This window comes from Paraburkholderia podalyriae (assembly GCF_014397785.1).
In the GTDB taxonomy this organism is placed as follows: domain Bacteria; phylum Pseudomonadota; class Gammaproteobacteria; order Burkholderiales; family Burkholderiaceae; genus Paraburkholderia; species Paraburkholderia podalyriae.
In genome coordinates this window covers 153,141-176,769 of the sequence record NZ_VZQQ01000003.1, presented here as the reverse complement: position 1 = coordinate 176,769, position 23,629 = coordinate 153,141, and the positions used below count along the sequence as shown (strand labels likewise).

The 23,629-nt window shown below is 59.0% G+C and carries 18 protein-coding genes; 14 read left to right on the top strand and 4 right to left on the bottom strand.

Annotation, left to right across the window (positions count from 1 at the left end; translation table 11 throughout):
- Positions 1–11: 11 nt before the first annotated feature.
- Positions 12–830, bottom strand: coding sequence for an SDR family NAD(P)-dependent oxidoreductase (locus F6X42_RS04665; RefSeq protein ID WP_187633086.1), 819 nt, complete (start codon positions 828–830; stop codon positions 12–14).
- Positions 831–1,170: 340 nt separating this feature from the next.
- Here F6X42_RS04665 and F6X42_RS04660 point away from each other — a divergent pair, with 340 nt between their 5' ends.
- The 3 genes from F6X42_RS04660 (at position 1,171) to F6X42_RS04650 (ending at position 4,076) form a co-directional block, all read left to right on the top strand.
- Positions 1,171–1,650 carry a tripartite tricarboxylate transporter TctB family protein gene (locus tag F6X42_RS04660; protein ID WP_187633085.1) on the top strand — a complete coding sequence of 160 codons (480 nt, stop codon included), beginning with the start codon at positions 1,171–1,173 and terminating at the stop codon, positions 1,648–1,650.
- 3 nt (positions 1,651–1,653) lie between these two features.
- Positions 1,654–3,282, top strand: a complete 1,629-nt coding sequence (locus F6X42_RS04655) for a tripartite tricarboxylate transporter permease (protein ID WP_187633084.1) — start codon at positions 1,654–1,656, stop codon at positions 3,280–3,282.
- A gap of 92 nt (positions 3,283–3,374) precedes the next feature.
- Complete coding sequence (locus F6X42_RS04650; RefSeq protein WP_187633083.1) at positions 3,375–4,076, top strand: nitroreductase; 702 nt, start codon at positions 3,375–3,377, stop codon at positions 4,074–4,076.
- A 158-nt stretch (positions 4,077–4,234) separates the two neighbouring features.
- Here F6X42_RS04650 and F6X42_RS04645 read toward each other — a convergent pair whose 3' ends face one another.
- Positions 4,235–4,963, bottom strand: a complete 729-nt coding sequence (locus F6X42_RS04645) for a carboxymuconolactone decarboxylase family protein (protein WP_184057091.1) — start codon at positions 4,961–4,963, stop codon at positions 4,235–4,237.
- A gap of 405 nt (positions 4,964–5,368) precedes the next feature.
- Between F6X42_RS04645 and F6X42_RS04640 the strand changes: the two genes are divergently transcribed.
- From F6X42_RS04640 to F6X42_RS45825, 7 genes are all read left to right on the top strand, one after another.
- A complete protein-coding gene (locus tag F6X42_RS04640) occupies positions 5,369–7,144 on the top strand; it encodes a flavin-containing monooxygenase (RefSeq protein WP_187633082.1) in 1,776 nt (591 codons plus the stop codon).
- A gap of 100 nt (positions 7,145–7,244) precedes the next feature.
- Positions 7,245–8,060 carry an SDR family NAD(P)-dependent oxidoreductase gene (locus F6X42_RS04635; protein WP_184057087.1) on the top strand — a complete coding sequence of 272 codons (816 nt, stop codon included), beginning with the start codon at positions 7,245–7,247 and terminating at the stop codon, positions 8,058–8,060.
- 22 nt (positions 8,061–8,082) lie between these two features.
- The gene (locus tag F6X42_RS04630; RefSeq protein WP_184057084.1) at positions 8,083–9,216 is read left to right on the top strand and encodes an amidohydrolase family protein; all 1,134 of its coding nucleotides are present in this window, start codon (positions 8,083–8,085) and stop codon (positions 9,214–9,216) included.
- 12 nt (positions 9,217–9,228) lie between these two features.
- Entirely contained in the window at positions 9,229–10,737 is a 1,509-nt protein-coding gene (locus F6X42_RS04625) for a class I adenylate-forming enzyme family protein (protein WP_187633081.1), read from the top strand.
- A 121-nt stretch (positions 10,738–10,858) separates the two neighbouring features.
- Complete coding sequence (locus tag F6X42_RS04620; protein ID WP_187633080.1) at positions 10,859–12,232, top strand: MFS transporter; 1,374 nt, start codon at positions 10,859–10,861, stop codon at positions 12,230–12,232.
- 26 nt (positions 12,233–12,258) lie between these two features.
- A complete protein-coding gene (locus F6X42_RS45830; RefSeq protein ID WP_376776318.1) occupies positions 12,259–12,645 on the top strand; it encodes a LysR family transcriptional regulator in 387 nt (128 codons plus the stop codon).
- Entirely contained in the window at positions 12,561–13,310 is a 750-nt protein-coding gene (locus tag F6X42_RS45825) for a substrate binding domain-containing protein (protein ID WP_187633214.1), read from the top strand. Before F6X42_RS45830 ends, F6X42_RS45825 begins: the two co-directional genes overlap by 85 nt.
- A 38-nt stretch (positions 13,311–13,348) precedes the next feature.
- Here the strand turns inward: F6X42_RS45825 and F6X42_RS04605 are convergent, their stop codons facing one another.
- Entirely contained in the window at positions 13,349–14,605 is a 1,257-nt protein-coding gene (locus F6X42_RS04605) for a thiolase family protein (RefSeq protein WP_187633078.1), read from the bottom strand.
- Positions 14,606–15,085: 480 nt separating this feature from the next.
- Positions 15,086–16,132: a LysR family transcriptional regulator gene (locus F6X42_RS04600; protein ID WP_187633077.1), complete on the bottom strand. Its 1,047-nt coding sequence runs from the start codon at positions 16,130–16,132 to the stop codon at positions 15,086–15,088.
- 742 nt (positions 16,133–16,874) lie between these two features.
- On the opposite strand from F6X42_RS04600, the gene F6X42_RS04595 reads away from it, so the two are divergent.
- The 4 genes from F6X42_RS04595 to F6X42_RS04580 all read left to right on the top strand — a co-directional run bounded on the left by F6X42_RS04595 (position 16,875) and on the right by F6X42_RS04580 (position 23,014).
- Positions 16,875–18,041 carry an acyl-CoA dehydrogenase family protein gene (locus F6X42_RS04595; RefSeq protein WP_187633076.1) on the top strand — a complete coding sequence of 389 codons (1,167 nt, stop codon included), beginning with the start codon at positions 16,875–16,877 and terminating at the stop codon, positions 18,039–18,041.
- Between the two features lie 488 nt (positions 18,042–18,529).
- Complete coding sequence (locus F6X42_RS04590; RefSeq protein ID WP_187633075.1) at positions 18,530–19,708, top strand: oxidoreductase; 1,179 nt, start codon at positions 18,530–18,532, stop codon at positions 19,706–19,708.
- A gap of 1,026 nt (positions 19,709–20,734) precedes the next feature.
- The gene (locus tag F6X42_RS04585; RefSeq protein ID WP_187633074.1) at positions 20,735–21,415 is read left to right on the top strand and encodes an SDR family NAD(P)-dependent oxidoreductase; all 681 of its coding nucleotides are present in this window, start codon (positions 20,735–20,737) and stop codon (positions 21,413–21,415) included.
- A gap of 192 nt (positions 21,416–21,607) precedes the next feature.
- The gene (locus F6X42_RS04580) at positions 21,608–23,014 is read left to right on the top strand and encodes an MFS transporter (RefSeq protein ID WP_187633073.1); all 1,407 of its coding nucleotides are present in this window, start codon (positions 21,608–21,610) and stop codon (positions 23,012–23,014) included.
- The last annotated feature ends 615 nt before the right edge of the window (positions 23,015–23,629 follow it).

The following is a 23,629-nucleotide window of genomic DNA, read 5'->3' as shown; positions in this document are numbered from 1 at the left end:
GGCGGGTCCTGTCATTGTGGAGTCCCATCGAGAGACGCGTCTGCCACCGGCTGCATGGCGGTATTGCCTGGATAGAAGGCTGCACGGGTTCCGCCGTCAACAGGGAGCACTGTCCCGTTGACGTACCGGGCCGCATCGCTCAGGAAGAACAGGATGACATCGGCGATGTCGTCCGGTTCGGCGATGCGGCCGAGCGGCGATACACCCGTCGGCTTGTACAGCGAAGTGACATCGGTTTTGGCCGCGCCGTTCAGCATCGGCGTTGCCACGGTTCCGGGCGCTACGGCGTTGACGACAACGCCCGAGGGCCCCAACTCGACGGCGAGTACACCGGTGAGCAAATGGAGCGCCGCCTTCGTCGCTGCGTAGAAACCCGAGCCGGGCTTGGGTCGGATGCCTGCACAGGAGCCGACCATCACCACGCGCGCAGGATGGACAACACTCGAGCGCTCACGCAAAAGCGGAAGCGCTTCGCGCACTGTCAACCACGGACCCTTGACGTTCACGCCGAGCAGCAGATCTACATCTTCTGGCGTGTGCTCCTCGAGCGCTCCGACGCGAATCACGCCTGCGGAACAGATCAAGGCGTCGAGTTTCGCCGTCTGGCGGCGGACGGCATCGAATGCGGACCGGACGCTCTCGACGTCGGCCACGTCGCATTGGAGGTGACGCAGTCGGTTTTGCGAAGTCTGCAATGACGCATGCTGATCCGGTGCATGTTCACAAACGTCCAGGGACCAGACGGTCCAGTCGTGGGCAATCAGGCGTTCGACAGTACGTCGCCCGATCCCGGACGCGCCGCCTGTGACAACAGCAGTTTTGTTGGTCATGATTTCTCCGGTAGCTCGGACGAGCTTAGGGGTGTGTCGGCAGCGAAGTCAACGCACCAGTGTGCGAAGCTGCTTGCTCGCGCTCGCAAAAATGAGCCGGTACGGCAGGCGGGCCGAGTGTCTTGCCGCCGCGCGCAAAACTGCTTAACGGCTGGGCACATAGATCGGGCTTGGAGTGAGGCATACACTACTCTCGCACCATCATCTGGCTACCAGAGTTCATATAGTAAATATCGGAGACAAGGCACGACTGAGTCCTGTTCGCGAGCTGCCTGTATGGTCGAGGTGGTGCGCAGCGAACACGGCTTCGGAAGCTGTCTGGCAATTGGAGAAGGGACGAATGCCGAATCCATTGGTTTCGCTACCGAAGGACTATCTGGGTGGCGGCTTGATGATACTGATTGGTGCGAGCGCAGCTGGCATGGGCGCGACATACAGTATCGGAACGCTCCGGCAGATGGGGCCGGGCTTTTTCCCGGTCGCGTTGGGGGTCTTGTTGATGTTTGCCGGCACAGCCATTGCCGTTGCTGCTTGGCTCGAGCGTGCGCGTGCGGGTGTGGTCAAGTCCGAGACGTTGCCCCCAGAGTGGCGAGGGTGGGCGTGCATCGTTGGTGCGTTGATCGCTTTCGTCATTCTGGGCCGTTATGGTGGCTTGCTGGCCGCCTGCGCAGCGGTCGTTTTTATCGCCGCGATGGGTGACCGCGACAATAAGCTGAAGGACGGCTTGCTGCTGATGGCGATCATGCTGGTGTTTGCGATCGTCGTGATATGGGGCGCGCTGCGAATGTCCTTTCCGCTGTTTACGTGGGGAGGTGCCTGAGCCATGCTGACCGATTCGCTCACAAACCTCTGGTATGGCTTCGAGATTGCGCTGCAACCTCACAACATCTGGTGGTCGTTCGTCGGTGTTCTAATAGGCAACCTGATAGGCGTTTTACCGGGGCTCGGCGCACTGACGGCCATCTCGATGCTCCTGCCGATTACCTATTCGATGCATCCGGTACCCGCGGTCCTGATGCTAGCCGGCATCTTCTACGGGTCGATGTATGGCGGCGCCATAGGTGCGATCCTGTTAAACCTGCCATCGCACCCGCCGCATGCGGTAACCTGCCTCGACGGGTACCCGATGGCCAAGGCTGGAAAAGGAGGAACGGCGCTGGGCGTCGCGATGTTTGCATCGTTCTTCGCCGCATCGTTCGGCATCGTCGTGATGATCATCGCCTCGCCGCTGCTGGTACGAATCGCCTTCGATTTCGGACCCGCGGAAATCTTCTCGGTCATGCTGCTCGGCCTTCTGGCGGGCTCCACGATGGCTCGCGGCTCGCCGCTCAAGGGCGTCGCCATGACGACGTTGGGATTGCTGCTCGGCATCGTCGGCACGGACGTTACTAGCGGCGTGCAACGGTTCACGTTTGGATTTCTGGAACTCTCTGACAAGATCGAACTCGTCGCGCTAGCACTTGGCCTTTTCGGTGTGGCTGATTTTCTCGTCAGTATCAACCGCATGCACGCGGTCACGTCGAGCAACAAGACGATGGACGTAGGCTTCAAGGATATGCTGCCGAGCAAGACGGAGATCAAGCAGGCTTTCTGGCCGACGATTCGCGGAACGTTGGTCGGCACGCTCTTCGGCGCAATGCCCGGGACCGGTCCGACGGTAGCGTCGTTCGTAGCGTATGCATTCGAGCGGAAGGTATCTCGCAAGCCCGGACGCTTCGGCCATGGGGCACTCGAGGGCGTTGCAGCGCCGGAAGCTGCGTCCCATTCCAAGACGCAGGTCGATTTCATCCCGACGATGAGTCTCGGCATTCCCGGCGACGCGGTGATGGCGCTCATTCTTGGCGCGCTGCTGATTCAAGGTATTCAGCCGGGTCCCCAAATGATCAGGGAACACCCGGACATCTTCTGGGGCTTGATCGCAAGCTTCTGGATCGGCAATGTGTTGCTGATGATCATGAACCTACCGATGATCGGCGTCTGGGTCAGAATGCTGAAGGTGCCTTACCGCTACCTTTTGCCGTTGGCGATGGGCTTTATCGCCATCGGGGTGTACTCCACGAATAATTCGCTTTTCGATGTTGGCGAGGCACTCTTCTTCGGCGTAGTCGGCGCGGTCCTTCTTGCACTCGACTTTCCCGTCGCGCCAATCCTGCTCGGCTTCGTGCTCGGGCGACCATTCGAAGAGAATTTCCGCCGGGCACTGCTGCTGTCACGCGGCGACATGATGATCTTCGTCGAACACCCGATTAGCGCCGTGCTGATCACGCTTTGCGCCTTGTTGCTGCTGAGTCAAATCTGCTTCGGGTTGCGGCGAGCGGTGATTCAAAGACGACTGAGCGCTGCCGCGCAGACGGGCCAGGCCCATCAACCGGGACAACTAGCTCAGGGCGGAATTGAGTCGATCGGCGTGCGCGCCGCGCAAACGGCGAGCCGCCGCACGTCCGACATGTGAGTCCAGACATTGTGTGCTGCCGACGCCTACACGCATCGTTCTTATCCGTTCATTAACGCCGCTGCAGCGGCACTGGAAAGGAGGAAGAAAAGATGGTTTCCGTTTGCACCAATACAGTCACAGCAGATTTTACTTGCCTCGACGGATTGCTGCGGCGGCGACACAGCTGCCGAGCCTTTCTGCCGCAGCCAGTATCGCGAGATGTCATCCGGCAAATTCTGGCGACGGCGCAACGCACTGCATCCTGGTGTAATGCCCAACCCTGGCAGGTCCACATGGTGAGCGGCGAGCCGCTCGAGAGTCTCCGTAGCGATCTGATGGCCCGCGCCTCAGCGAACATCGCTCCGTCGCCCGAACTCGATTGGCCGCGCGAGTATCGCGGCGTTCATCAGACGCGCAGGCGAGAATGCGGCTGGGCCCTTTATCAAGCCACCGGCGTGCGGAAAGGCGATCGCGAAGCCGCGGCGCGACAGGGGAGAGAGAACTTCCGGTTATTTGGTGCTCCGCACCTCGCGGTCGTATGCAGTGACGGTTTCCTCGGCACTCACGGGGTCATGGATTGCGGCGCCTGGGTGTCCAACTTCATGTTGGCAGCCACCGCAGTAGGCGTCAGTGCAATCGCACAAGCCGCACTGGCCTCATGGCCTGATCTCTTGCGCAAGCACCTCGATATTGGCGCCGAGAATCGCATCATCTGCGGCATCTCCTTCGGATTCGAAGACAAGGAGCACGTCGCCAACAGGTTCCGCACCTCGCGGGCACCGATCGACGACGTCGTCGCGTGGGTGGAATGACCATCGCTGCGCGTAAAAAATCTGGAGATTCCGGCTCCGGGTGGTCGGGGTTGCGCCGGTGTCTTTTATAGACAAACCCGGCGCAGACGCCACCGGCAACGACACCACACCGTGCAACGCAGCGACTGGTCGTCGGTCGTCGGTCGCCACGCGGTCCGTCAATTTCTGCCGAATAAGGCTTCCGAACCCAGGATGAAGGTTTCGAGGCCCGTTAGCGCGCCCAATTGAAAGATCGTCAGGATCTCTTCTCGTGTAGCGCCGTGCTGCAGCGCATGGCGTATGTGAAGCGCAAGGCCCGTTCCATACATATGAGTAACGGAAGAGTCGATGGCAATGTAGATCAATTCTCGCTCTTTGGGTGTCAGCGAACCATGCTTCCACGGTTCAGTCGATAGTCCCGACAGCGCCTTGAAGTAATCCGGAAGCAGCCGCGCGATGGTATCGCGCTGTTCGTTCCAGAATCCGCGCGTCTTCACGAAGTCCTCTCGTATTTCTTCGATATCGGAGCGCGTAGATGGTAGCTCGGCGGCATCCGGCCCACGCGTCGCTCGCAGCTCCTCGAGGAGGATCGGCACGGCGAAGTAAAGCGCATGGTTGCTCAAGCCGACGATGGACAACAGGACGTCAATCACGTCGTGCTCCGATGCGCCGGCCACTCTGGCCCGTTCGACGTGCCGCCTGATAGCCTTTTCATTCAGCGCCGTCGCCGATGCATGCAGCGCAAGCAGCACGAGCTCCTTCATTCTAGGTGAAAGATGCTCGTCGCCGATAGCGACGCGCCAGAACCGGGCGGCGGCTTCAAATGACGTCGGGGCCGTCAGGCGCAGACGTTCCGGCACGCGCGGGTCATCGAAAGTGCCGTCGAGTTGGTCCTGGTCATAGTGCACATCGCCTCCTTACGCCGGGTGCGCCGGCGGGCTAGCTATTGATGGAGCGAATACCGCGGTCGCAGTTGGGGTTGCCGCCCGCTTTGGAAGGTATCGCGGTCAGTTCATGCCGCAGGACGTGAAGGTAGCGGGAACGCCGTGCCACGCATGGTTGTAGAAAAAGAATAGACGTGTGACTGGAGGCGCATCCAGCGTGTCTTAAGCAAAGCTCATTTGCGCCAGACAGAAAAAGTCGGGTTGGCGTCGTACCGCGGTAGATGCGCGCGGGCCGACGATTTTTGCGGCCGGAGCAAGACTCCTAACCGCGTCCGCGGGTAGCCGATGGCTAACACCGCTACTAGAATTTGTTCACACGGGCAAACCTCGAAAGGTTGCTTTGCCAGGCACAAACAAGGAACGAACGTTATGGAAGAAGTTATCTCTATCTCCAGCAGCGCTGAGAGTGTGCATAGTGAGGCGCATCTGGTTCAAAGGTGGCTGTCTCGTCTCGAGCAGGCGCTGAAGTCGCTGAACCGCGACGCCCTGGGTCAGCTTTTTGCCGACGAATGCCACTGGCGTGATTTGCTGGCGTTCACTTGGAGCATTACACCGCATCAGGGGCGCGAGAGCATCGTTAACGAGCTCATAAGCAGACAGCACAAAATCCAGGCGCATCGGTTCGAGATTGCGGAAAATCGTACGCCGCCGCGTCGCGTCAAGCGTATCGGGATTCCAGTGACTGAGGCTATTTTTAATTTCGAGACAGCCGACGGCCGTGGTAGTGGCGTCGTGCGGCTCTTGGAATGCGAGCCCGAGAGGGCCTGGATTTTCATGACGTCGCTGCAGGAGCTGAAGGGCCATGAGCCGGCGGTGGGGGAGCGGCGTCCATCGGGCGCGGAATACTCTCGCCAGTTCGGCAGCCAGAACTGGGCGGAGCGTCGTGCGAAGGAGCAAGCGTTCGAAGATCGCGAGCCTGCCGTATTGATCATTGGCGCTGGCCAGACGGGCTTGTCCACAGCGGCTCGGCTTCGGATGATTGGTGTGGACGCGCTATGCGTGGAGAAGCTGCCTCGGGTGGGAGACGTGTGGCGCCAGCGGTATCACTCGTTAGCGCTGCATAATCAGGTGGCGCTGAACCACATGGCATACATGCCGTTTCCACCAACCTGGCCGAAGTACCTTGCGAAGGACATGCTGGCCAATTGGATCGAGAACTACGCATGGGCGATGGAGTGCAATGTCTGGACAAGCACGGCGTTTGTGGGCGGGGAATATGATGAGGCAGCTGGCCACTGGCATGCGACGGTGCGTCGCGCCGACGGGTCCGAGCGTGTGCTTCGGCCAAGGCATATCGTGTTCGCTAATGGCATCGTTGGTGCGCCCAAGCGGCCTAGGCTGGCAGGGCTCGAGGACTTCAAGGGCGAGGTCCTGCACACGCACGACTACAAGGACGGGGCACCCTGGCGCGGAAGGAATGCGCTGGTGCTCGGCGCAGGCACGAGCGGCCACGACATCGCGCAGGACCTGCATGGCCACGGCGCAAACGTCAAGCTAATCCAGCGTGGTCCGATCGCAGTCACGAGCCTTGACGCCGCATGCGTTACCTATACCACCTACTACGATGACGGCTTGCCTATTGAGGATTGCGACCTGCTGGCATTGTCCGCTACCTACCCCATTGCGGTGCGAAATGCGCAGGCTGTGACGAAGCGGCAGCAGGAATTGGACAAGGTGCTGCTCGACGGTCTGCGCGCACGGGGCTTCAAGCTAGATTTTTGCGAGGACGGAACCGGGTACATGATGAAGGTGCGCCGTACGCACGGTGGCTACTATCTGAACTGCGGCTGCTCGGAATTGATTGTCAATGGGCAGGTCGGCCTGCTGCACTTCGAGGACATCGAACGCTTTGTCGAGGACGGTGCGCTGATGAAGGACGGGCGCGTGGAGAAGGCGGACCTGTTGGTGACCGCCACGGGCTATCAAAGCCAGCAGCACGTGGTGAGGGAATTGTTGGGTGCCGCGGTTGCCGAGATAGTCGGTCCCATTTGGGGAATCGCGAAGGACGGCGAACTCAACAACATGTACAGGCCCACGGCGCAAAAGGGGCTATGGTTTCTCGGCAGCGGCCTATCGCAGGCACGCATTTACTCACATTACGTCGCCTTGCAAATCAAGGCCCGCGAGATTGGGCTCATTACCTGAGCCACGACCGCACGGGCCCACGAGTTCGCGGACAAGGGTGACACGTTCTTAACAATTGCCGCCCTGATCGCTTACCGACTCAAAAACGAGGATACGAGACATGCTGGATCTGACTGGTAAAGTGGCTTTCGTCGCAGGCGCGGGTTCATTGGGTGAGGGGTGGGGCAACGGCAGGGCCACGGCGGTGCTGATGGCTCGGCAGGGCGCCAAAGTGTTCGGTGTGGACATCAATGAGCAGGCATTGATTGACACTGCGGCGATCATGGAGCGGGAAGGTCACAAGAACTGGGCGTGGCAAAGATGCGATTTGACGTCCAATGATGACGTCAAGGCGGCGATCGACGCGTGCGTGGAACAGTTCGGTCGGGTTGATATCCTGGTCAACGTTGTGGGAGGGAGTGTCCCGGGTGATCCCGTGTCGCTCGGCGTCGACGCGTGGGATGCGCAGATGGACCTGAATCTCAAGACGGCGTTTCTCGGCTGCAAGCATGTGCTTCCCATCATGCTGCGGCAGTTTGAGGCTGAAGGCAAAGGTGGCGCAATCGTTAACGTCTCAAGCATCGCGCACATGAGCCATCAGGTCGGCGGACGCGTGCACGTCGCTTATGCGGCTTCGAAGGCTGGACTTATGGCGTTCAGCCGCTCGACTGCCATTGCCTACGTGAAGAAGGGCATACGGGTCAACACAGTCGTGGTCGGGATGATGGACACACCGACCGTCAAAACACGGATCACCAAGCAATTGGGCGTATCCGCCGACGAATTGAATGCCAACCGCAACGCCGCGATTCCTATGGGTTTCATGGGCGACGCGTGGGACATTGCGAATGCCATAGTGTTTCTCGCAAGCGACGAGGCGAAATACATCACCGCGACGCAACTCGTCGTGGATGGCGGCGTGACAGCGGCCAGGTAGGCGCGGCGACAAGGAGGACCCGATGACTCATGGTGCCTTTCAGCACAATCCGATCAGGCCAGAGTGGCTCGCCGCGCGAACCGAAGCGCCACTCGATCCCGCACTCCCGGTCGTCGACTCGCACCATCACCTTTATCAACGTCCGGGTCTCAAATATCTATTCGATGACATGCTTGCCGACCTGCGATGCGGTCATGACGTGCGCGGAACAGTGTATGTGCAGGCGCGGACGATGTATCGGGCCGACGTTTCCCCGGCGATGAGCCCGGTCGGCGAGACCGAATTTGCCAACGGAGTGGCAGCAATGAGCGCCAGCGGGCTTTATGGTGATGTGCGAATGTGCGCGGCCATTGTGGGTTTCGCGGATCTGCTTCTCGGCGACGACGTCCGTCCTGTGCTGGAACGCCATATCACAGCGGGGGGCGGCCCAGCGTCGGAAGGCGGCAGATTCCGCGGCATTCGCCAGTCTCTCGCTTGGGACGGCGACGCCGCCCTATTCAATGCGGCAGCTTATTCGACCACCGAAGACATGATGGATAGCGCGCCGTTTCGGGCTGGTTTTGCGCATCTGGGTGAGCTTGGCCTTAGTTTCGATGCCTGGTTGCTCTTTCCTCAGATACCGCGACTAACGTCGCTGGCGCGCGCCTTTCCAGAGACGCCCATCGTGCTGAACCATTGCGGGGGAGTGCTGGGCATCGAGCGTTTCGCAGGTAGGCAGCAGGAGGTGCTCGCCGAATGGAAGGCTTCGCTCCATGACCTTGCCAAATGCCCCAACGTAATGGTCAAGCTCAGTGGTCTCGGTATGCGGTTATCCGGCTTCCGCTTCGAGGATCGGGACCGGGCCCCGTCGTCAGCAGACCTCGCCGATGCGTGGCGCCCCTGGTTTGAAACGTGTATCGAGGCTTTCGGTGCGGACCGATGCATGTACGGTAGCAATTTCCCTGTCGATAAGGGAAGCTATAGCTTCGGCGTCGGACTAAATGGCGTCAAGCGGATCGCCTCCAGTGCGAGCGCCGAGGAGAAGGCCGATTTGTTTTGGCGAAGCGCGACGCGGTTCTATCGTCTCCGATTGGACATGACCTCTTCGTGGCGCGTCGCATTGGCAAGCGCGGATGACTGCAGAGAAGCACGTGATGTCGGACCACAACACATTTAATCTGGATAACTGATGTTTCCCATAAACTTCCTGCGCCACTCGGCGCTCGTCTGTCCGGATGCCGTGGCGGCGGTCGATGGTGATTGTCGTCTGACATATAAGGAATTGATTGATCGAAGTGATGCTTTGGCAGCGGGGCTACAGAACCTGGCAGGCAAAACACGGCCGACTGTCGCGCTGCTGGGACCCAACAGTGTCGAGATGCTGGTAGCGTTGATGGCGGTCCATGCCTGCGGAGCGATTCTGGTGCCGCTCAATGGGCGTAACGCCCCGCCTGAACTCGATGCGCAGATCGGCCGTGCCAAACCGGACGTGGTCGTCGTTCATCGAGCCTATCTGGACAAGTTCACCGCTGGTGATCGCCACGTGTCGGTCGTCGATGCATACCCGGCCGACGCGCGGGCCATGACTCTACTCGAGCGCAAGCATTGGGGGCAACGCGCTGAATGGAGTGCCAGCATTACAGACATCAACGCCATCAAATTTACAGGCGGCTCATCGGGCGTGCCTAAGGGGGTGTTGCAGTCTTTTAGATGCATCAACGCGCTAGTCAGTGCGGTCGTGATGACGTTCGAGCTGACACCGAACGATCGCTATCTTTGCGCTGCACCGATGACTCATGGGGCGGGGGCGTTCATCCTGCCGACGCTATCCAAAGGTGGACGTGTGGTGCTGACATCGAACGCGGCGCCCGGGCACCTCCTCGACCTCATGCAGCGCGAGCGCGTAACGAGTACCTGGATTCCGCCGACGCTACTTTATAAGCTGATTGACGAGCAGAAGGCGCGGCCGCGCGAGCTGTCCCGCCTGGCCCACCTCATTTGGGGCGGAGCAGCTGCATCACCCGCCCGCCTGCGCGAAGCGCTACAAGTGTTCGGTCCAGTGATCGAAACTGCCTACGGCCAGACGGAAGCGCCTCTGATTCTGTCCGCCGCACGCGCGAGCGACATGGCGGACGAAAGGCGGCTCACGTCGGTTGGTCGAGTCGCACCTCTGGTGGATGTCACGATCCAGGACAAAGAGGGAAACCGGCTCGGCCCCAATGAACCGGGAGAGATTTGTGCGCGCGGAGATCTGCTGATGAGCGGATACCTTGATATGCCGGAAGAATCGGCGAAGGCGATCCGTGACGGTTGGCTCCGCACGGGCGACGTGGGTCTCGTCGATGAAGACGGATTTCTGTACATCAAGGACCGGATACGTGACGTGGTGATCAGCGGCGGGTTCAACGTCTATCCGTCGGATGTCGAAGCTGTAATCGCCCAGCACCCGGCGGTGTCTGAGGTAGTGGTATTCGGGGTACCCGACGACCACTGGGGCGAGCGCGTCGAGGCCGCCCTGGAACTCCGTGAGGGCCAGATCGCCACCGAGGATGAACTCATCGCATTCTGCAAGGAGCGCGTTGGGTCCGTCAAAACGCCGAAGCATATGAGAATCGTCACATCGCTGCCACGGAGCGCGGTGGGCAAAGTCGTTCGCCGGGAAGCGCGGGCGATGGCAATATCGGGAGGTAACGCCTGACGCCTTTAATGCCAGATCACACTGACCGTTTTTCACTGCACCTATACCACGCTTAGTCTCGGATTCAGGCGAAAATGTCTCGATTCCAGGCACCGAAAAGCTGAAACAGGAGACACGCTAGATGAATCAGCCTACTCGCACGCTCGACGTTCAGTCGTTTATCGATGGTGAGCGATTTTCACCCTGCCAGTGGTTGATACTGACGCTATGTTTTCTCGCGTTCGCCGCCGACGGTTTTGACAACGCGGCAATCGGCTACATCGTGCCGGCGCTGATCCGCGATTGGGGGGTGGCACGTGACGCCTTGGGCTCCGTCATGAGCGCGGCGCTGCTCGGCGTCGGGATTGGCGCGCTCGCCGCCGGTCCGCTGGCCGACCGCGTTGGCCGCAAGACGGTGCTGGTCTTGTCCATTGCTTGTATTGGTGTCTGGAGCCTCGCGGCGGCACAGGCACATACCATTGGTGTCCTGCTTATGTTCCGCTTCCTGACGGGGTTGGGGCTTGGTGCCGCGATGCCGACTGGAATAACGCTCACGTCGGAATACGCTCCGGAGCGCATACGCGGTGTCGTGGTCAACAGCATGATCTGCGGTTTCTCCTGCGGAATGGTCATTGGCGGCGCAGCGTCGGCGTGGCTCATACCGCATGCAGGCTGGAAGAGCGTGTTAATCGCGGGCGGCGTCGGCCCCTGCCTGATCGCGTTGCTGGTCGCTGTCGCAATGCCGGAATCAGCCCAATTTCTTGCGGTGCGCCAAGGCACGCATGCACGCATCGCTCGCATCCTTAAGCGGATCGCGCCGCAACAGCAGTTCGACAACTGCAGGTTCGTTGCCAGCCAGCGCGGCGAGCCCGCGCGCGGCGCGGCGCTTGCGCTAGTATTGTCCCGGCGCTATTTGCCGCGCACGTTGCTGCTCTGGGCTGCATATTTTTTGACGCTGGTCGTCTATTACCTGCTCGTCAACTGGATGCCGACACTTTTCCATGATGCGGGCTTTGACGCGTCGCGCAGTGCCTTGGTGACGTCCTTGTTCCCGCTTGGCGGGGTGATCGGCACCGTCATTACCGGCTGGTTAATGGATCGTTTCGACGCGAACCGCACGATAACGTTCGCATACGTGTTGGCGGCCTTGCTGGTATTCATCGTGGGGCGGAGCGTCGGTAGCGCACCGGTGTTCTTTGGTGTTCTGATTTTCCTTTGTGGGATGGTCCTCACCAGCGCGGCGACTTCTACATCTGCTTATCCGGCCAGGGTCTATCCGACGCAGGCGCGCGCGACGGGCGTTGCATGGGTTCTTGGCGTCGGTCGAACCGGCGCTGTCGCCGGCGCGTTCCTGGGCGGTGAACTGCTCACGCTAGGTTGGCGGGCGGCAGACGTGTTTGGCCTGCTTGCCGCGCCGACGCTATTGGCTGGGGGGGCCGTGTACGCGGTTTCGATCTGCCTGTCGCATGCAAGGGGCGAGGAAGAGCCAACGACTGCAGCCGTGAAGCACTCCTAGCCAGGGCGTACCCCCGTCGTCACGGTATGCCGCAGGTGCGGCAGCGCATGACGGCTGTCCAATCGGCGAATCCCGGGAACAGTTTCGCAACGGACGAGTTCGCGCAAATCCAGACGTTTATAAAGGTCGTCGAGGACGGCAGTTTTTCGGCGGCTGCACGTTGCACGAACTCTTCGGTCAGTTCGATTGCGAGACAGATTCAGGCGCTCCAAGTTGAACTGGGTATCAGGCTTCTGAATCGCACTACTCGCAGTCTGGCGTTGACTGAGCCGGGACAAGTGTTTCATGATCGCGTCAGTACGATCGCAAGGGAACTCAGCAATGCCAAATCGGAGGCGGCCTCGTTTCGGGGACCAGATCACTTCCTCACCTGCTGCAGCGATACCCGGACCTGGGCTTTGATATTTCACTGACTGACGAGCGGGTAGACCTCGTTTCGAACAATATCGACGTGGCCATCTGGGCGGGCGACATACCCGATGCGGAACTGGTCGCGAGACCTATTAGTCCAATCCGCCGGATTGTTTGCGGCTCGCCAGAATACTTCAGGCGGCGAGGCATTCCGAAGACACCTGACGACCTGCGGGACCATATCTGTCTGCTCTATGCAGCGCGGTCGTACGGCAATATGTGGGCATTCTCGAGGAATGGTGCACGACAGGACGTTGCCGTCCACGGGAACCTGCGGTCCGATAATGGCCTGGTTTTGCTCTCCGCCGCGTTGGCAGGCACCGGCATTATCATGGTCCATGAGTGGATGGTCCGGCTGCCAATACTAGGCGGTCAGCTGATGCGGGTGTTGGATGACTATGTCGTCAGTCCCACGCGCTGCAGACTCGGAGATGCATGCCGTTTATCCAAGTGGTCGCGGTCTTTCACGGAGGATCTTTATCCACTTCTTGATCGAATTGTTCCAGCCAGAAGAGGTGGCTGCCGGAGCAGCCGCTGTCCGGGAGCCGGGCTGCACGCATGGGAGGTACGGAGAGCCTTGAAGAGTTCAACCGCAAAATCTTGCTTACGCCCGCACATCATGAGGTTGAGCGTGCCAACTTTCGTGGCACGGGTCAGTAGGTCTTAGACGCTCGCTGATTGGAGCGATGCTGGTTGCGGAGCTGGCTAGTTGATCAGAGGCCCGAGCACGTGAACAGCCGTGGCGGCATCTTCAACGCCAAGCAGTCCACCCCCGTTTTCGATAATGCCAAAGCGGGCGCCTGCCACCTGTCCGGATCCCGCTTCACCCCGAAGTTGTGTCACTACGTCGTGGATCATTACCAACCCGGTAGCACCGATCGGATGCCCCTTCGAGATGAGGCCACCCGATACGTTGATCGGGATTCGCCCGCCGAGTGAGGTCTCACCGGAAAGTCCCATTGGTCCGCCATCGCCACGGGCGCAAAACCCCAGGTTTTCGGATTGCAACACCTCGGCAAACGCCGTTGCATCATGTAATTCGGCCAGACTCATCTCATCCGGACCTGCCCCGGCTTGCTCATAAGCTTTGCGCGCGGCGATCAGTCCCGAATGTCGTTCGTAGTCGTCCGGGTCGCGATCTGAACTGCTTACGATTACGGAAGCCGCCACCTTGACCGCGCGCCGTGAACCGAGTTGCTTCAGCGCCTTTTCGCTCATCAGCACAGCGGCGGCGGCGCCGTCGCTAATGGGTGAGCACATTGAGCGCGTGAGGGGCCACACGACAGGAGCGTCGTGCAGAACCTGCTCGGTTGTCATGGGCTTGCGATACTGCGCGTGCGGATTATGAACGGAATGGCGGTGATTCTTGGCAGCGATTGCCGCGATTTGCTCAGCAGTAGTACCGAATTTTGCCATGTGCTGACGCGTCAGGCCGGCGTAAATATCCATAAAAAAACTGCGTCCGGGTGCGCCGATTCGCATGTCGTCCTCCACGCTTGGTGGCACAGCCGACTTGCCGAGATTCGCCAGGCGCTCAAACGTCTCGTTGACGAGGTGGACATCCGTTCCGCCATTGAATGCCTTGAACATTGCTTCCTTTTTTTCCGGATAAAAGAGCTTGTCCGCACCCACAGCGAGCACGATGTCATGCTGGCCGGCCAAGATGCTCGTCATGGCCTGGTTGAAAGCCGTGCTGCCGCTGGCACATGCGTTCTCCACATTGATAATGGGAATGGTTTGAACTCCAATAGCTTTCAAGGCGCATTGCCCACGGATGGAATTTTGCCCCTCCATCTGACCTTGACGTGCGTTGGTGAACCACGCGCCTTGCACATCTTTGAGTTCCAACCGGGCGTCCCGCAGTGCCAAATTGACTGCTTCGCGAACCAGATCTTTGACCGACTTGTCCACGAACTTCCCGAGATTTGTCATTCCGACGCCCACTACATATGCACTAGTCATTGGTATTCCATCCTTTCGTATGCTCCCGGAAGACGATTTCTCTGAGTATTTCGGGAGCAAAGTAATTTGTTAAGGGTCCGCTGCGCTTCGCGACTTAAGACAACAAACATGCTTCGATTCTAGGCGTGTCCAGTCCGCGTGGGCTGTCGTTAAGGCGGCAAGGTTCTTTGTCCCCAATGCAAAAGCCGCCGATTGGACGGAAGCGACTAATCGACCCAGTCGCCCATGCGCGCGGATCGCTTTACTTTCCTTGCGAATATGGTCTCTTCGTTGTCAAAACTTCGAGTACTGGCAACCGTAGTAGCCGATCGATGGTTGGTCTTGCGCAATTATTTTTGGCCGCGTGCCGTGTTGTTCAACGGCAAGCCACTCCTGCGAACATTCGCGTGAGCGATGGGCTCGCATTTTCATACGTTGTGGAATTGATTCTGCAGATCCGTACATTTGCCGATGAGGAGTGAATCCGCAACGCGCGTTGCGCTAGTTTGGCGGCACGTCGGCCAATAAGCAGGGGGCGTCGGTTGAAGCCTCTTCGCCATGAAACAAATTCACAAGGAAGTCGACAAAAATTCGAACTTTGCGTGAAAGACCGCGGCTGCTGGGATACACCACATACAATTCGGAATCTTCTGCTCTCGGTCGCACGGTATACTCGCTCATTGTTCTGGCAAGTTCATTTCGAGAGACTGGAAGCCGGACCGTCCATTCTTGGGCTACGAGGATACCGATGCCCGCCATTGCCGCGGAAATCAGAACTAAGCCATTGTCCGAGCGGAGGTTACCGTTGACCTCGATATCCTCCCGCGTGCCGTTCTTTGTAAACTCCCAGATGTTGCCGTAAGAACGCGCTGCGTAGAGCAAGCAGTTATGGTGGCGTAGGTCTTGTGGGGTCACGGGGACGCCGTGGCCCTCAAAATAGCCGGGCGAGGCACAGACGATCCGTTCACTGCGAGTCAGGCGCCTTGCGACAATCTCCGTGTCGGGTATATGGCCCATCCAGACAGCGACGTCTATATTATTTGCTATAAGGTCGGGGCGCTCATCCGTCAGCGAGATATCGAAACCCAACTCTGGGTACTGATTGACAAGACGGGGGAGCGCCGGAACGATAATCGTTGTGCCTGTTGAGACTCGCAGCGACACCCTCAGGACTCCCTTGACGCTATCCTGGAAGGACGTGGCTTCTGATTTCGCGTTTCTTAGCTCTTTTGAGATGGTGCGAACCCGCTCAAAAAATAGTCTGCCAGGCTCAGTCAGCGACAAGCTACGTGTGCTGCGGTTAAGGAGCCGTATGCCAAGCTCTTCTTCGAGCGACTGAATTTGTCTTGCTACCGCACTAATGGAGGAGTCGGTGCAACGGGCTGCAGCCGAAAAACTGCCGGCTTCGACCACCTTAATAAACGTTTGAATGCGCGTGAAGTCGTCCATCATCCAACCCGGATGCCTATTTTGAAGAGATTTCTTGCCAGCGAAGCGTACTCGCGAGCGAAAGCGTTCCCGATTTACCTGCAATTCCACAGCAGACATTGATCGTCGCGCGTTGTCAACGAGGACTCTCCCTATACGCGGAGCCGTCCCGGGGAGCGTCGGTGATCTGCACCCGCGACGCCTTTGGCATACATATCACCTCAGGTATGACGAAAGGTTCGAGTGCGTCATTTGGTTTGGATGCGTCCTGATCGGAACGCTTGCTGAGACAATCCTCGCTGTATTCGTGCCACGCCGGCAAGACGCCTTCGCTACCACGATCGCGGGCGGGGCATCAACGGCGGGAGTTCGCCGATACGCTGCGCGCGACGCGATGTTGGGAAACGTACGCGGAACCTCCCGCGGCTGTGGATTGCTGCGTCGCAATAACTGCGTCGCATTTTTGCGAAAGACGACAAGCACCTTGGCCTGAAAATGGGCGTGCGCAGTCTGGACTCAGTCGCAGCGCGTTGGTACGCTTCCTCAAAAGAAAGACATCATCTTTTGCAAGAAACTGAACCGCTCATCAAGGTGCGAGATGGCAAATCGGCAGGAATGCTTCGCGCACACGTTCTCAACAAGGGACGCAGTATGTCGATGCATTCGTGCTGCGATGATGAGAAGGAAAGCGAAATGATTCGCGCACTCATGTTGTGCCAGCCGACAGTGTACGAAAACTGGAAAGGTCTCTCGCAAGCGCATCCGACGCGCTGATTTTTCGGCCTCGAAGCTTTTATTGGGAATGACCTTTCAAGCGGGCCATACACAAACGGCCCCGACACTATCTAGGGACTTTTAGTTTATGAACTTCGATCTCAATGAAGATCAGTTGTCGATTCAGTCGTCAATCGAAAAGATCTGTGAGAAATTCGACGACGATTACTGGTTGGAGCGCGACCGCAATGGCGGCTTCCCTCATGACTTTTATCGAACGCTCGCGGAAAATGGTTGGCTCGGCATTGCGATGTCCCCTGACTATGGCGGTGCGGGATTGGGGATGACGGAAGCGGCCTTAATGATGCGAACCATTAGCGCGTCAGGGGCCGGCCTATCGGGAGCTTCGGCCGTACACATCAACATCTTTGGTCTTAACCCAGTACAGGTGTTCGGAACCGACGAGCAGAAGCAAAGGTTCTTGTCGCCGCTCATCAAAGGAGAGGACAAAGCCTGTTTTGCAGTGACCGAGCCGGACGCTGGACTTGATACAACACACCTGAAGACCCAGGCGGTGCGAGACGGCGATCACTACGTCATCACGGGAAGAAAAATCTGGATTTCCACCGCCCAAGTGGCCAACAAAATGCTGATCATCGCGCGTACGACCCCGCTCGACCAGCTAGCGAAACCGACGGACGGGTTGAGTCTCTTCTACACCGACCTCGACCGCAGTCGCGTGGAGGTGCGCGAAATCGAAAAGATGGGCCGCAAGGCCGTCGATTCCAATATGTTGTTTATCGACGGATTGCGGGTTCCGAAGGCCGACTTGATCGGTGTCGAGGGACGAGGTTTCCAGTACTTGCTGCACGGGCTGAACCCCGAACGCATATTGATTGCAGCCGAGGCCATTGGTCTCGGGCAAGCGGCATTGCGTCGCGCTACTCAGTACGCAAAGGAGCGGATCGTATTCGGCCGTCCAATCGGGCAAAACCAGGCAATTCAGCATCCTCTGGCACAAGCGTGGATGCAACTGGAGGCGGCCAACCTGATGGTGTTGAAAGCGGCGACTCTTTACGACGCAGGCAAGGCCTGCGGTGCCGAGGCAAATAGCGCTAAGTACCTCGCTGCCGAGGCGGCTTTCCAGTCCTGCCAGACAGCGATCGCTACGTTGGGCGGAATGGGTTATGCGAAGGAATACCATGTCGAACGATACCTTCGGGAATGCATGATCCCTCGGTTGGCGCCCGTGAGCCCTCAGATGATTATGTGCTTTATCGCCGAAAAAGTGCTGGGTTTGCCCAAGTCCTACTGAACTTGGTGAGCCGCCGTGCCTCGGCGACATTCCGCGACTGGTAGCGGACGTCTCATCGCGTTCGCGATGTTAGGGAAGTGTCGGGCACGCGCGGCCACGGGAGTAGGAGGGCGGCGCCCTTGGTCAGTGTCCTAGGTGGAGGCTTCCCGTCACGGCTATCGATTACTTGGCAACCAACCATCGGGCACGGCCTTGACGCACGTGCGTCACATTCCAGCGAGAGCCCGGTTCTGACGTACGGAACAATGCAATGCGCCGCGTTGACGATATCGGCCACAATGTTCACGATGTTTGCAACGGAATTCGAGAGAGAAGAGCAAGCGTTGATAGCGGAGCATACGGCGTCCTGCGCATGCTGTTCTGCGCTCGGATTCGGTCGTTTAGCGCGGCCAATGAGCTGGCGCCGGTCCCTCGCGATTCGAAAGATTTCGATCGGCACGCGAAAGCGAGCAGATCACACATCCCCCAATTACCGACGAACAGATCCTATGAATGCCCGAGTGGAATCGAAAACGCCCACGCTGTTCTCCGAATACCGGCTGCGCGATGTGATGTTCCGCAACCGTCTCGTCGTCTCGCCCATGCAAATGTACATGACTGGGCCAGACGGCATTGCTACGGATTGGCACTTTCAGCACCTTGTGAAATGGTCACTCGGGGGGTTCGGGACGGTGTCCACTGAGGCGTTGATGATTGACCCGGTGGGGCGCAACACCTATGGGGATTGCGGCATTTGGGGAGATGAACACGTCGCTCCGCTTCGCCGCATCACTGATTTCCTCCATGAGCGCGGATCGCTCGCGCTTGCGCAGATTCATCACGCCGGCCCGAAGGCATCCCGTCAGCGACCTTGGGAAGGTCTCGGTCCCCTTGGCGAGGCCGAGGCAGCGCGCGGGGAAGCTCCGTGGCAGCCGGTGAGCGCCTCGGCCACCGCCACACTGCAGGGTTGGCAGCAACCGCGAGCACTCACGGCTGCCGAGATCGACGTGATCATCGAGAAGTACGCAGCGGCGGCCGAGCGCGCTGATCGGGCCGGCTTCGACGTGCTGGAGGTCCACGCGGCGCACGGATACCTGATTCATTCATTCCTATCTCCGCTTACTAACTTCCGGCAGGACGACTACGGAGGCGGTATGCGAGGCCGCATGCGAATCGCGCTGAAAATTGCAGAGGCGGTACGCACCCGATGGCCGGCTGGCAAACCGCTTTTCTTTCGCCTGTCGGCGGTGGATGCTACGGAGCCGCCCAACGGCGGCTCGATGTGGACTTTAGAGGACAGTTGCGTGCTAGCACGTGAGCTCAAAGACCGCGGCGTCGATGTCATTGACTGTTCCTCGGGCGGCATCCGCTCGGCGAATTCTGTCATGGATGTTGCGAAGAACAGATCCAAGCTAAGGCGAGGCTTTCAAGTGCCCTATGCGAGAGCAATTCGCAGCAAGGCGGACATTCCGACGATGGCGGTGGGCGTTATCCTCGACGGGCCGCAAGCGGAGGAGATCCTTCAAGATGGGAGCGCAGACTTGATCGCGATCGGGCGCGAGGCGCTGACCGATCCCCATTGGGCGCTGCATGCGGCACAAGCATTGTCGGCAGATCCGGAATGGCATTTGTGGCCGCGGTCTTACGGTTACTGGCTTTCCTACCGAGACCGCATCGGAATCGAATAGGCCGGTTTGTGCTTTCACTTGCCGGGTACCGAAACGTTGCGAGTGGGAAATCATCATAATCGTTGTGACTTACTGAGGGACTTGATCAAGCTGCCGGTGCATTGTCGCATCTGTTGCACAGTGGAACTGAACTCCCGAACACCAACATCGCTCGCGCTGGATTGCCAGCCTTTCATCTTCAGATACGTGCCTCGGCTAAGCCGTCTTTAAGGACGTTATCGTTGTAGCGAGCGAGTCAATAAGCAGGTGGGGGGGCACGCTCATGCGCTCGTGAGGTTCTACACGACAGGAAAAAAAGACAAGCGTATCGCAGCATATCCTTGCATGGACGGCCTCGAATCCCAAGTACGACATCTGTAGCGTCCTATTTCATCTCGCGGAACGGCAGAAGAATGCTCCTTGACCATCGCCCTGCTGCGCTTCAATCATTGCTGGGAGACGAGTCGCAAATGACAGGAGTAGCGATACGATGAATACGCCCCTCGCATCGGACGAGCCCTCTCGGGGCGTGGCGGGTCAGAACGGTGCGAGCGCCAATGGCGGTGCCGGCGCAGCCGACTTTGCAGACGCGTCTGCCCCGGAAGGAATTTCCGGACGTGTGAGCGCGGACATTGCCGCGGCGCGGCAAATGGTGAGGTCCGGCGTCTGCGACATTCACGCGCACTCTGACGTAGAAGTCAGTCGTGAAAACCGCCGGCGCCCATCGTCGCATTGCGCCCTTACCACCACGGCGGCGGGCGTACTGTCGCATCGGCATCGAGGTTGTCGTAATGGACACAAAGTCGCCGACATCAACCTTATCAAGTACGCGAATCGAACGCTCGATGGGCCGGCGGCGCACGATCCGACCACAGGTGGCCGGCGTCTTGTGCAGGCCGCGGTCGGCTACATCGTTGAATTCGTGAACTGCCCGTGTATCGCAAGGCGACCCGACCGGAGCACAGCATGTACGGGTCCGGAATAGCAACGAGTATGCGTTTATCCACCCGCATCGACAGCGTTGCAAAGATAAAAGGTACAAATTGAATGTCACTCAACGATAAAGTCATCGTCATTACCGGCGCGTTCGGGCAGCTCGGGCGCGCAGTGACGGCCGAAGTGCTATGTCAAAAGGCGAGAGCCGCGCTGCTTGACATCGCTGAAGAAGACGCACCGAACCGCGCGCACTTTTGGCGCGTCGATCTCGCCTCGCTCGCGGATACGCAAATCGCGATGGGCGCGATCGCAGCGGAGTTTGGTCGGATCGATGGACTTGTAAACGTCGCGGGAGGCTTTACGTGGCAGACCCTGGAGAGCAGCAGCGATCTAGCTGCATGGCACCGCATGTACGAGATCAATGCGATGACATGTGTGACCGCATCGATGGCCGCTTTGCCGTACCTGCTGAAGGACGGTGGCCGGATCGTCAATGTTGGAGCGGCGGCCGCTGTTCGTGGCGCAACAGGGATGGGGCCCTATGCGGCGGCCAAGTCGGCGGTCGCGCGCTTTACCGAATCGCTTTCCGACGAGCTAAAGCACCGCAACGTGGCCGTCAATGCCGTTCTGCCTAGCATCATCGATACACCGCAGAACCGCGCGGACATGCCGAACGCCGATTTCAGTGCATGGGTGACGCCGCAGGACGTCGCACAGGCCATTGCGTTTCTTCTGTCGGATGCGGCCCGATCCATTACGGGCGCGCTGCTGCCGGTGACAGGGCGGATCTAACGAGCGCTAACCGCCGCTTCACACCGTGGTGCTCGTTCGGTTTGTCGAAATAGCGCATCGCATAGCGTAGTTGTCCAGATGTTTATCGCGTTTTATGAGTGGGAAATTTTTCGCGCTGCGGGACGCAAATCCCTGCTGCCGGTGCGCCAAATTCAAGCCACGAAACAATAACCGTTGAGCTCGGAGGAGACGATGAAAGATTCGACGCATACCTTACCCGCCGGCAGTCCGGTCGACAGCCCGCTCTCACACGCATCGTCAGGCGGCACCGTGCTTGACAGCGCCTACTCCTGGTACGCCCTGTTCATCATGGCTGTAGCTTGCGCGCTGTCCTATATTGATCGCCAACTGCTGAATCTGCTTGTCGATCCTGTTCGCCACTCACTGCAGATAACCGATACTCAAGTAAGCCTGGTGCAGGGCGCGGCGTTCGTCTCGGCCTATCTGATTGCCGTTCCGATCTACGGACGCCTTGCCGACACCACGAATCGTCGCAACGTTCTTGTGGCTGGCATTTGCGCGTGGAGTGTTTTTACCGCGCTATGCGGACGCGCTGAAAGCTATGGAGAGCTGTTCGCCTTTCGCTTTTTCGTCGGGGCTAGCGAGGCTTGCATCATTCCTGTTTGTTACTCTCTGATTGCGGATTATTTCTCCGCCCAACGGATGCCGCGCGCGGTAAGCCTCTTCCACGTCGCGCCGCTGGTTGGTAGCGGGGTCTCGCTGGTTGTCGGCGGCCTTGTTTTCGCCTTGGCGAACAACGTGCGCACCCTACTACCCATCCTGAACACGCTCGCCGTATGGCAAATGGCGTTCGTCCTGATCGGTCTACCAGGCTTGCTGGTTGCCGCCGTCGTCTTCTTAACCGTGCGTGAGCCCACTCGCTCGCAGACAACTCATCCGAAGGCCGCGGACCGGCCTTACACGGTCCGCGAAACGGCGACATTCATCTGGACGCGTCGCGGATTCTACGTGCGGTTCTACCTAAGCATCGGTATGTTCGCAATTGTGATTCTGGGCTTGCCCGCGTGGCTGCCTACGTTTCTTATTCGCGTTCACGGCGCGGCACGGGCTACCATCGGTTTCCAATTTGGGGTGGTGGTAATCATCTGCGCCACCGTCGGTATCTTGATCGGGCCGTGGATCAGCTCTGCGATTTTCGAAAAGCGTGGCCGCAGTGACGCATTGCTGCGTACGGCGGCATGGTCCATGATCGCTGCGGCGATCTGCTGCGCCGCGGTGCCATTCACGCCGGATGTGACGAGTACTCTGGCGGTGACGGCTGCCGCAGTCTTTTTCTTCAGCCTTCCGACCGGCATCATGCCAACCACCATACAACTGGCCACCCCGAGTCGCATGCGGGGCACCGTCGGGGCGTTTTACACCTTCTCAAGTCAATCAATCGGATTCGGCCTGGGCCCGACATCCATCGCGCTCATGACGGACAAAGTCTTCCAGGATCCGAAGATGGTCGGATCTTCGATCGCGATCGTCTGTCCGATCGCATCGGTCATTGCGTGCTGGTTGCTGTTCTCGAGCTTGAAGCATTATCGCAGGCTGCTCGAAGAGCGGAAAGCAAATGGGGCGCTGAACGCTGCTTAGTCATTCAGATTTGAGGAAAAGATTGTCGCAGCGCTGCGCGGCATTGCCGCCCTCGCGTATTCGATAAGAGATACTTTGTTGTATCTGCGGGGCGCGTAACGGTGACGTACACGCAGTTGGTCGCATTGTTCGACGTTCTACCGCTCGCACAGTCCGTCGAGAACTACGAGGTTCGAATGCCGGGGCGCTTCCGGGCTGGCAAGGCGTCAGCGTATTTCGCGCGGGCCGAACTCGACCGCAGAAGAGTGTTGATCGCTTTCATTGATGATCACCGGTCGGATGAATCGTGCAGAGCCTATCAGCACAGTGCTGTCGATCGCTCGGTTGACGTTCTACCCGTCTTCGTCCCGATCGCGGAGCCACGTCGACTGGCACGACGGTCAGTGCGATGCGCTGTTCTGCCATCTTGGCTTCACTATCAACTGTCGCACGACGGATTGCTGACGGGAGGGTATTGAACCGGGCAAGCACGAACCTCGTGTCGAATGCGCCTGAGCGGGCGCTGCATGGAGAGCGACCATGCTGAAGGCAACAAGTGCATTGAACCGGGCCGCGGAACGCGTTAGGTATATGTTCGGTACCCCTAGCTGCTGGCAGAAGCGGGCATCGCGCGCC